We start from the raw sequence: 13,366 nt of genomic DNA, 5'->3' as shown, positions 1-13,366 counted from the left end.
GTCACGGCCGGCCGACCGGCCCGTCGGCGGGGGACGCCACCCACCGACCGAACACGCAATGGGGTCGACCCACGACGGAACGGAGCGAATCGGTCGGACGGGCCGGACGGCGGCGGCGGGGACGTACTCTTGGCGGACGCCGTCGAACAGGGGGTGCGGGTGCGAAGTCGGGCAGTCGTCGCGACCGGTGTCGTCGTCGCCGTGATCGCCGTGGTGGGGATCTGGCTCGTCGTCCGGCAGGCCGGCGGGCAGCTACGCCTGCCGCTGTCCCTGGCCAGCCGCACCTGCATCGTGCAGGCCGACGGCCAGGTGCGCCTGGACGCCGACCAGATGGCCAACGCCGCCACGATCGCGGCGATCGGCGTCCAGCGGAAGATGCCCGAGCGGGCCGTGGTGGTCGCCCTCGCGACGGCCTACCAGGAGTCCGGGCTGCGCAACCTCTCCGGCGGCGACCGGGACTCCCTGGGCCTGTTCCAGCAGCGGCCGAGCCAGGGCTGGGGCACCGAGGCGCAGATCGCCGACCCCCGGTACGCGACCAGGAAGTTCTACGCCGCGCTCAAGCGGGTGCGCGGCTGGGAGAAGATGCGGGTCACCGACGCGGCGCAGAAGGTGCAGCGCTCGGCGTTCCCCGAGGCGTACCAGAAGTGGGCGGACGAGTCGGAGGTGCTGACCCGGGCGCTGCTCGGCGAGGCGACCGGCGCGGTGGCCTGCACGGTCGGCGCGACGCCGGTGATGCGGGGCGCGACCGCCGCCGCCGCGCTGACCCGGGGCCTGAGCCTGGACTGGGGGCTGCCGGAGGCGGCCTCCCCGGCCGAGCTGACCGGCGTCGCGGTGCCGGCCGACGACCGGCGCGACGGCTGGCGGTACGCGCACTGGCTGGTCTCGCACGCCTCCGACCACGGCGTGAAGCGGGTGCGCTTCGCCGGCCTGGAGTGGACCGCGAAGGCCGGCACCTGGGGCCGGGTGGGCGACGCCCCGACGGACGACGGCCAGGTGCTCGCCGAGGTCTTCCCCGACGCCTGACCGGTCGCGATTCTCCACACCGACGGTCACCGCACAATCCTGCATATCCGGCGAAAGCCGCCGAACAAGCGCCCATTCTCACTCTCCGCACCCAAGTGGGTGCCAACGGTCCGGCCGCTCCCCCGCACCGTCGGGCGCGCTCCGCGCCCGCTCGCGGTGGCGCAGTAGCATCGGCGTCCTGTGCCAGAAATGGTTTCACCTCATGGGGAGGGGTACGACGCGGTGTTCGATTACGACGGCCGGACCGGCTACGAACCGATCAGCGACACCGACCGCAAGGAGTTCCACGAGCAGGGCTTCCTCCTGCTGCGGAACGTGCTGACGGAGGACCACCGGGCCGCCCTGGAGGAGGCCGTCGACCGCGTGTACGCGGAGGAGAAGGCCAAGGGCAACACCACCAAGGACGGCACCCTGCACCTGCTGGGCTTCCTGGAGCGCGACGAGCTCTTCGGCGAGCTGCTGACCCACCCGATCGCCTTCCCGTACATGTGGGGGCTGGCCGGGTGGAACATCTACACCCACCACAACCACCTCGACGTCACCCCGCCGGCGCTGGAGCCGGAGAAGCCGTACTGGGGGTGGCACCAGGACGGGTACCGGCAGAACTCCGACCCGGAGACGATGGACCCGAACCTGCCCCGGCCGATGTTCTCGCTGAAGGTGGCGTACGTGCTCTCCGACCTGTCGGAGACCGGCCGCGGCGCGACCAAGGTGATCCCGGGCAGCCACCTGTGGAACTCGCTGCCCCGCCCGGCGGACCTGACGGTGCACAACCCGGACCCGGAGGGCACGGTGGAGATCACCGCGAACCCGGGCGACGCGTTCATCTTCGACCGCCGCCAGTGGCACTCCCGGTCGACGAACCTGTCGAACATCACCCGCAAGATGCTCTTCGTCGGCTACACGTACCGGTGGATCCGCCCGCTGGACGAGCTGCACATCGACACCGACGGCGAGTGGTGGGCCAACCGCACGCCGGTGCAGCGCCAGCTCTGCGGCGAGGGCACCCACACCGCCAACTACTGGGGCATCAACTGGAACGGGTACATCGACGACGAGATCCCGCTGCGCAAGGAGCTCAAGGAGCGCGGCCTGCTGGACCGCAGCATCCCCTGGCTCCGCTGACGCGGTAAGGAAGGGCCCCCTGTTAACGCATTCCGCATAGCAGGGGGCCCTTGTTAACGCCTGGGGTGCGCGGCGGCGTCGGGGGGCAGGCGTCGGGGGCCTTCAGGCGTCCGGCGTGGCGAGCCGGCGCTCGACCTTGCGCCGCAGCGGCTCGGGCAGCTCGGGGACGTCGAGCAGCCGGGGCAGCAGCTCCGGTTCGAGGGTGCCCGCCCGGAACACCTCGCCGACGGTCACCCCGTGCGCCGGGCGTTCCACCACCTCCACCGGGTCGCCCGCGCCGACCTCGCCCTCCCGCAGCACCCGCAGGTACGCCCCCGGCGCGGCGCGCGCCGTGAACCGCTTGATCAGATCCGGTACGCCCCAGAACCCGGCGAACGTCCGGCACGGCGTGCGCGGCTTCGTGACCTCCAGCAGGGCCGACCCGATCTGCCACCGCTCGCCGACGACCGCGCCGGTCACGTCCACCGCGTACGTGGTCAGGTTCTCGCCGAAGGCCCCCGGCCGGATGTCGCGGCCCAGCTCGGCCGCCCACCACGCGGCGTCCTCCTCGGCGTACGCGTAGACCGTCTGGTCGGGGCCGCCGTGGTGGGCCCGCTCGCCGATGAAGTCGCCGGCCACCCCGTCGACGCGGAGCAGCACCGGCCCGTCCACCGGCCGCTTGTCGATCCCGCTGCGGCCGCTCGTGTCGCCCGCCCACTCCGCCTCGGTCACCACGCCGACGTTCACCGTCACCAGCCTGCCTGTCATGGCGTCAGCCTACGGCGGCATCGCGGCCCGCCGATGCCCCGCCCGCCGGGGCCCGCCCGCCCGCCGGGGCGGGTGAGAAGGGGACCCCTCTCGACAGAATGCGTTAACAGGGGGCCCTTCCTTGCACCTCAGCCCTTGACGGCGCCCGCCACCAGGCCGGAGACCATCCGGCGCTGCACCAGCAGGAAGAAGACGATCACCGGCAGGGTGAACAGCGTGGAGGCGGCCATCACCGGCCCCCAGGCGGTGTCGTCGCGGCCGAAGAAGAACGTCATCGCCACCGGCAGGGTGTAGCGGTCCTGGTCGTTGACGAAGGTCAGCGCGAAGATCAGCTCGTTCCAGGCGGTGATGAAGGAGAAGATGCTGGTGGCCACCAGGCCCGGCGCGACCAGCGGGAACAGGATGCGGCGAAAGGTCTGGGCGCGGCTCGCGCCGTCGATCGCCGCGGCCTCCTCCAACTCCTTGGGCACGGCGGCCACGAAGCCGCGCAGCATCCAGACCGCGAACGGCAGCGAGAAGCCGAGGTACGTGAGGATCAGGCTGGGCAGCGTGTTGTAGAGGCCCAGCCGCTGGATCATCAGGAACAGCGGGATGACCAGCGCCTCCAGCGGGATCATCTGCACCACCAGCAGCATGATCAGGAAGCTGGTGCGCAGCTTGAACCGGAACCGGGCCACCGCCGTCGCGGCGAGCAGCGCGACCAGGCCGCTGAGCACCACTGTCGACACCGCCACGAGCGCGGAGTTGAGGAAGAAGTCGCCGAACGTCACGCCGGGGATGAGGTTGCCGGTGAGGATCTCCCGGTAGTGCTCCAGCGTCGGCGCGGTCGGCACCGGCCGGGGCGTGGCCGAGAAGATCTCCCGGTTGGGCTTGAGCGACGTCGCGATCATCCAGTAGACGGGGAACGCCGCGAAGAGCGCCACCAGCAGGCCAGCGCCGTTGAGGGCGACCCGCTTCACCACCGCGCCGCGTTTCACGCGTCCTCCTCCTGCTTGAGCACCATCCGCACGTAGAGGCCGGTCACCAGCAGCAGGATCAGCGTGAGGATGACGGCGATCGCCGCGCCCAGGCCGTACTTGGGGGGCGGGGAGAACGCCTCGGCGTACGAGTAGATCGACAGCATGAACGTCGGGCGGTCCTGGGTGCCGCCGGCCAGCACGAACTGCTGGGTGAACACCTTGAAGTCCCAGATGGTGGAGAGCACCACCAGGATGCCGAAGACGGGCCGCAGCAGCGGGAAGGTGATCTTCCAGAAGACCTTCCACGGGCCGGCCCCGTCGACCCGGGCGGCCTCGTGCAGCTCGCTCGGCACGCTCTTCAGCCCCGCCAGCACGCTGACGGCGATGAACGGGAACGAGTGCCAGACCACCACGAGGGTGAGGATCGAGAAGAACATCAGCGGCGAGTTGAACCAGCCGTACCCGGTCCAGTCGGCGCGGCCGAACAGCGCGGTCGACAGCCCGTCGGGCAGGGCGTTGAACAGCCAGGTCACCAGGCCCGAGGTGTCGTCGAACAGCCACTTCCAGACGATGGTGCCGGTCAGCGCCGGGGTGGCCCAGGCCAGCATCACGCAGCTCGCGACGAAGGTGGCCATCCGCCGGCCGAGCCGGTTGAGCAGCAGCCCGACCAGCGTGCCGAGGATCATCGTGAGGGCGACGTTGGCCGCGGCGAAGAGCACCGTGTTGCGCAGCACGGTGAGGAAGAACGGGTCGCCGAGGATCTCGGCGTAGTTGCCGAGCCCGACCCACGGCCACTCCCGGTCGCCACGCAGTTGCCGGACGTTGTCGAGCCGGAAGAAGGACATCGTCACGACCTGGCCGAGCGGCCACAGCAGCAGGACGCCGATGATCACCAGGCAGGGCAGGAGCAGCAGGTAGGGCAGGCGGTCGGCCCGGCGACGCCGCCGCGCGGGGGTCTCCCGCGCGGCGGGCGTCTCCGGCGCCTGGGTCAGCGTGGTCACTTCGCGTTGAGGATGCTTTCCATCTCGGCGGCCGCGTCGGCGGTGGCCTGCTCGACCGTCTTCTGACCCTTGATGACCGAGCTGTTCATAGCCTGGGTCACCGTCTTGGTGCGGCTGACCTCGACCCACTTCGGGGTGAGCGGGGTCAGCCTGGTGTTCTGCAACGAGGTGGCGAACGCGGCCATGATCTTGTCGTTGGCGTACTCACCGCCGCCGACGAGGTCGGAGTAGACCGGGAAGAAGCCGAGGCTGCCGGCGAACTCCTTGTCCTTCTGCTTGCTCAGCAGCACGGTCAGGTAGTCCCAGGCGAGGTCCTGCTTCTTGCTGTCCTGCCACAGGGCGATGTCGGAGCCGCCGGCGAAGGCGGGGGCCGGCTTGCCGTCCGGCCCGGGAATGGGGAAGGTGCCCCAGAACTTCTCGATCTCGGGGTTGTCCTTCTTGATGGCGCCGGCCTGCCAACTGCCGGCGAAGGCCATCGCCGCCTTGCCGGTGGCGAACTGGGTGCGGGCGTCGATCTCGTTCCAGCCGGCGGCGGCGGGCGGGGCGACCTTGTGCACGGTGACGAGGTCGGTCCAGAACTTGACCGCCTGCCGGGCCTGCGGGGTGGTGTAGCCGGACTTCCAGGTGTCGCCCTGCTGGGTGGCGATCTCGCCGCCCGCTCCCCAGAGGAAGGAGTAGAACGGCAGCTCCGAGTTGCCCGGCAGCGCGATGCCGTAGGTGCCCGGCTTCTTGGCCTGCACCGCCTTGGCGGCGGCGACCAGCTCGTCCCAGGTCGTCGGCGGCTTGACGCCGGCCTCGGCGAACCAGTCGGTGCGGTAGTACAGGGCGCGGACGCCGGCGTACCACGGCACGCCGTACTGCTTGCCGTCGAGCTGGGCGTTGCGGACGAGGTCGGGCAAGATGTCCTTGCCCTCGGGCCAGGCGGCGAACTTGGCGGTGACGTCGGCGAGCGCCTCCTGGGCGGCCCAGCCCTGGGTCTCGGTGTTGCCGAGCTCGGTCACGTCGGGGCCCTCGCCGCCGGCGAGGGCCGCCTGGAACTTCTTTGGCGCCTCGAGCCAGGGGATGTACTGGACGACGACGTCGGTGTCGGGGTGCTTCTTCCTGAACTCGGCCTCGACGCCGTCGAGGAACGCCGTCTGCGCCTCGCTGCCCTCGCCCATCATCCAGACGGTCAGCTTGCCGTCGTCGGCGGCCTCGTCGTCGCCCGAGCCGCCGCAGCCGGCAAGCACCATCGCGGCCGACGCCACCACGGCGGTGACCGGGGCCAGCCGTTTCCACCTGTTCACGCCACATCTCCCTCGCGCCGTCCCGGCACTAACCTTCTCTGCCGCACCCTAGTAGGTAAAATTCCTTTACGACAGGGGGCGGGCGGGGGCGAGGCGACCGTACCGCAGGCGAGAGGCCCGGGCGCGGCCCGACATCGGGGCAAAGCCGGGCGTACGTGCGCGAACGGACGCCCGACCCGGAGGCCGGACGCCCGTTCGTGCGCCGTGGGACGCTTACCGGTGGGTGACGCTGCGGCGACCGCCCACGCCGGCCACGATCGCGACCGCGATGGCGGCGACGACGACCTGGACGAGCAGCTCGCCCCAGTCGACGCCGGCGGTCTCGGTGGCGATGCCCATGGCCCGGGCGAGCACGGTGCCGAGCAGGGCGGCACCGACGCCGATCAGCATGTGCAGCCAGATCGGCATGTTCTGCCGGCCCGGCACGACCAGGCGGCCCAGAGCGCCCACGATCAGACCGACGATGAGCGCGGTGATGATTCCGACAACGGTCATGGTCGTTCTCCTCAGAAAGCTTCAAAAGGCTTGTTCACTGTGGCAACCATCAAGTTCCCGGGGCGCCGGAAATCCAAACCCGTCATCGCGGCATTCGCCCGGCAACTTCACGGCCGGACATGTCCTCGCAGTTCAGGTGGCTGCGGCCGGAATGCGAACGGGCGCCCGACCGGAATGGTCGGGCGCCCGTGGAAGCAGTGAGCTGCCGGCTACCGGTGGGTGACGCTCCGGCGGCGGCCCACACCGGCGACCAGGGCCACGCCGATGGCGGCCAGCACGACCTGGACGAGCAGCTCGCCCCAGTCGACCCCGGCGGTCTCGGTGGCGATGCCCATGGCCCGGGCGAGCACGGTGCCGAGCAGGGCGGCACCGACGCCGATCAGCATGTGCAGCCAGATCGGCATGTTCTGCCGGCCCGGCACGACCAGGCGGCCCAGAGCGCCCACGATCAGACCGACGATGAGCGCGGTGATGATGCCCCAAACGGTGAGCTCCACGGTCGCCCTCCTCCTCAAGAAGCGCCACAACGGTGTGTTGAAGCTGTCGTGACCGCTAAGTTCCCGAGGGCCCGAAAATCCAAACCGGCGGTACGTCCGCGAACGCGGCCGGCTCGGCACGGATCCGTCCGCGCCGAGCCGATCGCGGCTCACTTCTTGCCGGCGGCCTTGCCGTCGCCGGAGTCGGACGAGAGGGCGGCGATGAACGCCTCCTGGGGGACCTCGACGCGGCCCACCATCTTCATCCGCTTCTTGCCCTCCTTCTGCTTCTCCAGCAGCTTGCGCTTGCGGCTGATGTCACCGCCGTAGCACTTGGCGAGCACGTCCTTGCGGATCGCCCGGATGGTCTCCCGGGCGATCACCCGGCTGCCGATGGCCGCCTGGATCGGCACCTCGAACTGCTGGCGCGGGATCAGGTTGCGCAGCTTCGCGGCGATGGTGACGCCGTAGTTGTACGCCTTGTCCTTGTGCACGATGGCGCTGAACGCGTCCACCGGCTCGCCGTGCAGCAGGATGTCCACCTTCACCAGGTCGGACGCCTGCTCGCCGGAGGGCTCGTAGTCCAGGGAGGCGTACCCCTTGGTGCGGCTCTTGAGCTGGTCGAAGAAGTCGAAGATGATCTCGGCCAGGGGCAGGGTGTAGCGCAGCTCGACCCGGTCGGCGGAGAGGTAGTCCATGCCGAGCAGGCTGCCCCGGCGGCCCTGGCACAGCTCCATGACCGCGCCGACGTAGTCGTTCGGGGTCAGGACCGTGGCCCGCACCACCGGCTCGTACACCTCGGCGATCTTGCCGGTGGGGTACTCGCTCGGGTTGGTCACCACCAGCTCCTGGCCGTCCTCGGTGATGGCACGGTAGACCACGTTCGGCGCGGTGGAGATCAGGTCGAGGTTGTACTCCCGCTCCAGCCGCTCCCGGATGATCTCCAGGTGCAGCAGGCCGAGGAAGCCGCAGCGGAAGCCGAACCCGAGCGCGCCCGAGGTCTCCGGCTCGTAGTCCAGCGCGGCGTCGTTGAGCTTGAGCTTGTCCAGCGCCTCGCGCAGGTTGGGGTAGTCGGACCCGTCGATCGGGTAGAGGCCGGAGTAGACCATCGGCTTCGGGTCCTTGTAGCCGCCCAGGGCCTGGGTCGCGGGCCTGCTGTTGATGGTGACGGTGTCACCGACCCGGGACTGGCGGACGTCCTTCACGCCGGTGATCAGGTAACCCACCTCGCCGACGCCGAGCGCGTCGGCCTTCACCATCTCCGGGGAGATGACGCCGATCTCCAGCAGCTCGTGGACCGCGCCGGTCGACATCATCTTGATCCGGTCCCGGGCGCTGATCCGGCCGTCGACCACCCGGACGTAGGTGACGACGCCCCGGTAGACGTCGTACACCGAGTCGAAGATCATCGCGCGGGCGGGCGCGGCGGCGTCGCCGACCGGCGGGACGAACTGCCGGACGATCTCGTCGAGGAGGTACGGCACGCCGTCGCCGGTCTTGCCGGAGACCCTGATGCAGTCCGCCGGGTCGCCGCCGATCAGGTGGGCCAGCTCCTCGGCGTACTTCTCGGGCTGGGCGGCCGGCAGGTCGATCTTGTTGAGCACCGGGATGATCTTCAGGTCGTTCTCGAGCGCCAGGTAGAGGTTCGCCAGGGTCTGCGCCTCGATGCCCTGCGCGGCGTCGACCAGCAGCAGCGCGCCCTCGCAGGCGGCCAGGGACCGGGACACCTCGTACGTGAAGTCGACGTGCCCCGGGGTGTCGATCATGTTGAGGACGGCCTGCTCGCCGGCCCGGTCGCCCTCCCGGATCGTCCACGGCATCCGCACGGCCTGGCTTTTGATGGTGATCCCGCGCTCGCGCTCGATGTCCATCCGGTCCAGGTACTGCGCGCGCATCTGCCGGGGGTCGACCACGCCGGTGAGCTGCAACATCCGGTCGGCCAGGGTCGACTTCCCATGGTCGATGTGGGCGATGATGCAGAAGTTCCGGATGCGCGCCGGGTCGGTGGCACCAGGAGCGTTCGCGCCGGAATCGAGCGTCGGTGGCACAGCGGTCCGTTCTGGTCGGCTGACGTGAGCGGGCCGGCGCGGACGCCAGCCCCCTCTATGCTCCCACGTCGCCCCGGGGACGGTCGGATCACTCCTCCCGGCGTCCCACCGGCCGCCCCGCACCCCCGCCGGCCTCGGCGCACTCCTGCGGGGCCTCGGCGCACTCCTGCGGGCCCCGGCTCACTCCTGCGGGGCCTCGACGAACAGCGCGGCGAGCTTCGGCAGCTGGCGGCGGGCCTCGTCCTCGTCGTCGAAGTCCCAGAACTCGCCCAGCTCCGGGTAGGGGACCTCCTCCACCGGCGGCAGCTCGGCGGCGGTCGCCTTCCGGTACGCCTCCTCCGCGACCGTCAGCATCGCCTCGGCCTCGAACTCCTCGCCGGTGAGCGCCGCCTGACGGATCTTCGGCAGCTCGGCCAGCGAGTCGGGGTCGGCCACCGCCCGGGCGAAGACCTGCCGACCCTGGGTCATCAGCCAGCCCCGGAAGTATTCGAACCCGTCGTCGGACGCGCCACCGTTGATCAGGTAGGCCGCGCCCCAGAGCTCGGCCCGGTAGGACGCCGCCATCACCCGGCGCTGGTGCCGCGCGTACCCGATGATGTCGGCGGCGTCGCGCTCGGCCAGCAGCGCGACCGCCCGGGCGGCGACCGCGCCGGGCGCGCCGCCCCCGCCGGCCCGGGCCTGGTCGATCAACTGCCAGAAGTCGTCGGTCCTCATGATCTGGCAGTCTGGCAGAGGCGTCCGACGCCGGCGGGTGACACGGCACGGCGGGGGTGGACGGGGTGGGGCAGCATGGGCGGGTGACCCCGATCGCGCCTCCCCCGGTGTCGTACGACGCGACCGCCCACCGGCCCTCCTGGGCGGAACTGCCGGCGGGGCTGCGGGCGGCGGTGACCGCCCGGCTGGGCACGCCGGCATCGGTGGTCCGGGTGGCCGGCGCCGGATTCACCCGGGGCTTCGCCGCCCTGGTCGCGGGCGCCGACGGCCGGCGCGTGTTCGTCAAGGCGGCGTCGCTGACCGAGCAGCGTCACCTCGTCGACTGGTACGCCCGGGAGGCCGCCGTGCTCGACCGGCTCCCCGCCGGCCTGCCGGTCCCCCGCCCGCGCTGGACGGTCACCGCCGCCGGCTGGTACGCCCTCGGCCTGGACGCCATCGACGGCCGTACTCCCGCGCTGCCCTGGACCCGCGCCGACCTCGACGCCACCCTCGCCGGCTACGCCGAGGTGGCGGCGGCCCTGGCCGACCCGCCGCCCGAACTGGTCGCGCTCGGCCTGCCCCGGCTGGCCGACCTGGCCCGGGAGGACATCCTGTGGTGGGGCGAGGTGGCCGCCGGCCGGGAGCCGGCCCCGGACCTGCCGCCCGGGGCGCGGCGGCGGCTGTCCGAGCTGGTCGCGCTGGAGTCCCGCCTCCCCGGGTACGCCGCACACGGCGGCCTCGCCCACGGCGACCTGCGGCTGGACAACGTGCTCGTCGACCCGGCCGGGCGGGCCTGGTTCTGCGACTGGAACTGGCTCTGCCACGGGCCGGCCTGGTTCGACCTAGTCAGCCTGTTGATCACCGCCCACGCCAGCGGCCTGGACGCCGACGCGCGCTTCGCGGGGCACCCGGCGACGGCCGGCGCGCCCGCGGACGCCCTCGACGTGACGCTCGCCGCGCTCTCGGGGTACCTGCTCACCTCGGCGGCCTCCGGCCCGACGGACGCGTCCCCGCAGCTGCGGGCCCACCAGCGCTGGAGCGGTGAGCAGGCCCTCGGCTGGCTCGCCGCCCGGCAGGGCTGGGACCTCGCCACCTGACGATGGCTCGCCCGACGGTGGCTCGGTCGGCGGTGGCTCGGTCGGCGGGGCGCGAAGGGCCGTTTTGGCTCGTCCCGGCGGACCTGGTAACCTGGCTCTTCGCGCAGCGATGACGCATGCTCGTCGCGCGCACAAGCTGACCAACCCGAGCTATCAAGACGAGGCTGTCGCGTGGCGAACATCAAGTCCCAGATCAAGCGCAACCGGCAGAACGAGAAGCGCCGGCTGCGTAACAAGTCGGTCAAGTCGTCGCTGAAGACCGCCATCCGGAAGTTCCACGAGGCCGCTGAGGCCGGTGACGCCGAGAAGGCCGCCGTTCTCATGCGGGACGCCTCGCGCAAGCTGGACAAGGCGGTCAGCAAGGGCGTGATCCACTCCAACCAGGCGGCCAACCGCAAGTCGGCGATCGCCAAGCGCGTGGTTTCGCTCTCCGCCTGACGCGGCGGACACGGGCCTGAGCCGGAAGCCCCGGGATCACCGGGGCTTCCGGCTTTCCGCGTGCCTGCCCGCCCGACGCGTGCCCGCCCGACGCGGGGCCTTCCGCCGGCGCGGGCGTCGCCATGTCGGCGACATGGGGCCTTCCGGCGGCGCTGATACCGCCATGTCGGCGGCATGGAGTCGATCACCTCAGCCCGCCACCGGCCCAGCGAGGATCGCGCCCGTCCCAAAGGATCGCGCGTCCCAAAGGATCGCTCCGTCCTGGAGGATCCCGTTTCCCGGGCCGGGATTCGGATCACCGGTCGGGCCGGGTCTCCTCTACGCAGGGCGCCGGCCCGGAGCCGACGAACTCGGAGCCGGCGAACGGCCGGTCGGCGAACGGCCGGTCGGCGAACTCGGAGCCGGCCGATTCGGAGTTGGCGAGGGCGTCGGGGCCCACGCCCGGAGCCACGCGCGGTCCGCCCGCACGCACGCTGCTGAGGGCGACCCGACCCCGGGCACCGGCCGCATCAGCGTGGCCGCCGACGCCGGGCGCAGTGGCACCGACGTTGCGGGCCAAGGCACCAGCGTTCCCGAACGGGGCACCGGCACCGCCGAACGGGGCGGCCACACTCCGCACCGAGGCGCGGCCGACGACGGGCTCCAACTGCCGACGGAAGCGGTCCCGCTCCTGCTCGGGCACCAGGGCGGCCGTCCGGACCACCAGCTCGGCCACCATGTCGTTGAGCTTGACCATCACGGCCACGGCGGCGGGCAGGACGAGCACCGCCCACCAGGTGACCAGCTCGGCCAGCGCGAGCAGGGCGGCCAGCGAGACGGCCCCCTCGAAGAAGAGGAAGCAGAGCACCCCGCCGGGGTTGACGAACCGCAGGCCGAGGGCCCGGGCGTAGAGGGGACGGTACCGTTCCTCCTCGGTGGGCACGGTCGCCCACGACGCCCGGACCGGCCGGCTCACCGGGTGCCGCCCTGCCGGGCCGCCGCGACCGAGAAGACCGCCCGTTCCAGGGCGTACGCCCGGTCGTCCGAGCCACCCTTGACCGCCGCGTTGCACTCGGCGGCCGCCTGCATCGCCCGCACCAGCCCCTCCGGGGTCCAGCCCCGGGCCCGCTGCTGGGCGCTCTTGACCTTCCACGCCGGCATGCCGAGGCTGCTCGCCAGTTGGTACGGGTCGCCCCGCCCGGCCGCGGCGACCCGGGCGACGGTGCGGACGCCGTCGGCCAGCGCGTCGGCGATCGGGACCGGGTCGACGCCGACGTGCAGCGCCCAGCGCAGCGCCTCCAGCGCCGCCGGGACGTCGCCGACCATGGTCGCGTCCGCGACGGTGAAGCCGCTCACCTCCACCCGCCCCTTGTAGTAGCGGGCCACGGTGTCGGCGCCGATCCGACCGTCGGTGTCGGCGACAAGCTGCGAGCAGGCGGCGGCGAGCTCGCGCAGGTCGGTGCCGACCGCCGCGATGAGCGCCTCCGCCGCGTCGTCGGTGCACTTGCCGCCGGCCCGGCGGACCTCGTCGCGGACGAAGGCCACCCGCTCGCGGTGCCCCTTGAGCTTCACCGCCAGCACCACGGTCGCGCCGGCCGCCCGCAGCCCGTCCGCGAACGCCTTGCCCTTGGCCGCCCCGAGGTGCAGCACCACGAGGTGGACCTCGGGGTCGGGGTTCTTCGCGTACGCCAGCAGGGCGGCGACCAGGTCCTTGCGGGCGTCCTGCCCGGCGCGCAGGACCAGCACCCGCCGGCCGCCGAACAGCGACGGGCTGAGCATCTCGGCGATCTCGCCGACGGTCAGCGCGCCGGCCTGGTACTCCCGGACGTCCACGCCCGCGTCGACGGCGCGGACCCGGGCCACCGCTTCGGTCACCGCGCGCGTGGCGAGCAACTCCTCGTCGCCGAGGACCAGCAGAATGGGGGCAAGGTCGGGCGCGGTCACGCCGCCCATGTTCGCACGTCCCCTCCGCCGCGCGTGCCTGCTCGTCGAGCACCGT

13 protein-coding genes and 1 pseudogene are annotated in these 13,366 nt (G+C 72.0%); 4 read left to right on the top strand and 10 right to left on the bottom strand.

Features of this window, described 5'->3' with window-relative positions:
- Positions 1 to 153: 153 nt before the first annotated feature.
- Together ACFYWL_RS27255 and ACFYWL_RS27250 are read left to right on the top strand one after the other, a co-directional pair.
- Positions 154 to 1,023: a hypothetical protein gene (locus ACFYWL_RS27255; RefSeq protein ID WP_386978369.1), complete on the top strand. Its 870-nt coding sequence runs from the start codon at positions 154 to 156 to the stop codon at positions 1,021 to 1,023.
- A 189-nt stretch (positions 1,024 to 1,212) separates the two neighbouring features.
- Complete coding sequence (locus ACFYWL_RS27250; protein ID WP_386978255.1) at positions 1,213 to 2,148, top strand: phytanoyl-CoA dioxygenase family protein; 936 nt, start codon at positions 1,213 to 1,215, stop codon at positions 2,146 to 2,148.
- 102 nt (positions 2,149 to 2,250) lie between these two features.
- Here ACFYWL_RS27250 and ACFYWL_RS27245 read toward each other — a convergent pair whose 3' ends face one another.
- The 8 genes from ACFYWL_RS27245 to ACFYWL_RS27210 form a co-directional block, all read right to left on the bottom strand.
- Positions 2,251 to 2,895: an MOSC domain-containing protein gene (locus ACFYWL_RS27245; protein WP_386978252.1), complete on the bottom strand. Its 645-nt coding sequence runs from the start codon at positions 2,893 to 2,895 to the stop codon at positions 2,251 to 2,253.
- Positions 2,896 to 3,023: 128 nt separating this feature from the next.
- On the bottom strand, positions 3,024 to 3,857 hold the full coding sequence (locus tag ACFYWL_RS27240) for a carbohydrate ABC transporter permease (protein WP_386978366.1): 834 nt from the start codon (positions 3,855 to 3,857) through the stop codon (positions 3,024 to 3,026).
- An 11-nt stretch (positions 3,858 to 3,868) separates the two neighbouring features.
- Entirely contained in the window at positions 3,869 to 4,855 is a 987-nt protein-coding gene (locus ACFYWL_RS27235) for a carbohydrate ABC transporter permease (protein ID WP_386978249.1), read from the bottom strand.
- Complete coding sequence (locus ACFYWL_RS27230) at positions 4,852 to 6,141, bottom strand: sugar ABC transporter substrate-binding protein (protein WP_386978246.1); 1,290 nt, start codon at positions 6,139 to 6,141, stop codon at positions 4,852 to 4,854. Before ACFYWL_RS27230 ends, ACFYWL_RS27235 begins: the two co-directional genes overlap by 4 nt.
- 213 nt (positions 6,142 to 6,354) lie before the next feature.
- Positions 6,355 to 6,636 (bottom strand): GlsB/YeaQ/YmgE family stress response membrane protein, encoded by a 282-nt coding sequence (locus ACFYWL_RS27225; protein WP_386978243.1) that lies wholly within the window; start codon positions 6,634 to 6,636, stop codon positions 6,355 to 6,357.
- 209 nt (positions 6,637 to 6,845) lie between these two features.
- Positions 6,846 to 7,133, bottom strand: coding sequence for a GlsB/YeaQ/YmgE family stress response membrane protein (locus ACFYWL_RS27220; RefSeq protein WP_386978240.1), 288 nt, complete (start codon positions 7,131 to 7,133; stop codon positions 6,846 to 6,848).
- Positions 7,134 to 7,282: 149 nt separating this feature from the next.
- Positions 7,283 to 9,160 carry a translation elongation factor 4 gene (gene lepA / locus ACFYWL_RS27215; protein WP_386978237.1) on the bottom strand — a complete coding sequence of 626 codons (1,878 nt, stop codon included), beginning with the start codon at positions 9,158 to 9,160 and terminating at the stop codon, positions 7,283 to 7,285.
- 180 nt (positions 9,161 to 9,340) lie between these two features.
- A complete protein-coding gene (locus ACFYWL_RS27210; RefSeq protein ID WP_386978234.1) occupies positions 9,341 to 9,874 on the bottom strand; it encodes a DUF4240 domain-containing protein in 534 nt (177 codons plus the stop codon).
- Between the two features lie 83 nt (positions 9,875 to 9,957).
- Between ACFYWL_RS27210 and ACFYWL_RS27205 the strand changes: the two genes are divergently transcribed.
- Both ACFYWL_RS27205 and rpsT read left to right on the top strand, forming a co-directional pair.
- Complete coding sequence (locus ACFYWL_RS27205) at positions 9,958 to 10,950, top strand: phosphotransferase family protein (protein ID WP_386978231.1); 993 nt, start codon at positions 9,958 to 9,960, stop codon at positions 10,948 to 10,950.
- A gap of 171 nt (positions 10,951 to 11,121) precedes the next feature.
- Positions 11,122 to 11,388, top strand: a complete 267-nt coding sequence (gene rpsT, locus ACFYWL_RS27200) for a 30S ribosomal protein S20 (RefSeq protein ID WP_043966753.1) — start codon at positions 11,122 to 11,124, stop codon at positions 11,386 to 11,388.
- Between the two features lie 612 nt (positions 11,389 to 12,000).
- Here rpsT and ACFYWL_RS27195 read toward each other — a convergent pair.
- Positions 12,001 to 12,343 (bottom strand): annotated as a pseudogene (locus ACFYWL_RS27195) (hypothetical protein); the annotation flags it as partial.
- On the bottom strand, positions 12,340 to 13,320 hold the full coding sequence (gene holA / locus ACFYWL_RS27190) for a DNA polymerase III subunit delta (RefSeq protein WP_386978227.1): 981 nt from the start codon (positions 13,318 to 13,320) through the stop codon (positions 12,340 to 12,342). The pseudogene ACFYWL_RS27195 and the gene holA, both read right to left, overlap by 4 nt.
- Between the last annotated feature and the right edge of the window lie 46 nt (positions 13,321 to 13,366).

It is taken from the genome of Micromonospora sp. NPDC002575 (assembly GCF_042889525.1).
GTDB classification, from domain to species: Bacteria; Actinomycetota; Actinomycetes; order Mycobacteriales; family Micromonosporaceae; genus Micromonospora; species Micromonospora carbonacea.
Note: the sequence above shows the minus strand (reverse complement) of the source record. Positions and strands in the feature narration are given on the sequence as shown.

Coding starts and splice junctions, on each gene's coding strand:
- ACFYWL_RS27250 (WP_386978255.1), top strand. CDS start 1,213: ATGGTTTCACCTCATGGGGAGGGGTACGACGCGGTGTTCGATTACGAC.
- ACFYWL_RS27245 (WP_386978252.1), bottom strand. CDS start 2,895: ATGACAGGCAGGCTGGTGACGGTGAACGTCGGCGTGGTGACCGAGGCG.
- ACFYWL_RS27225 (WP_386978243.1), bottom strand. CDS start 6,636: ATGACCGTTGTCGGAATCATCACCGCGCTCATCGTCGGTCTGATCGTG.
- ACFYWL_RS27210 (WP_386978234.1), bottom strand. CDS start 9,874: ATGAGGACCGACGACTTCTGGCAGTTGATCGACCAGGCCCGGGCCGGC.
- holA (WP_386978227.1), bottom strand. CDS start 13,320: ATGGGCGGCGTGACCGCGCCCGACCTTGCCCCCATTCTGCTGGTCCTC.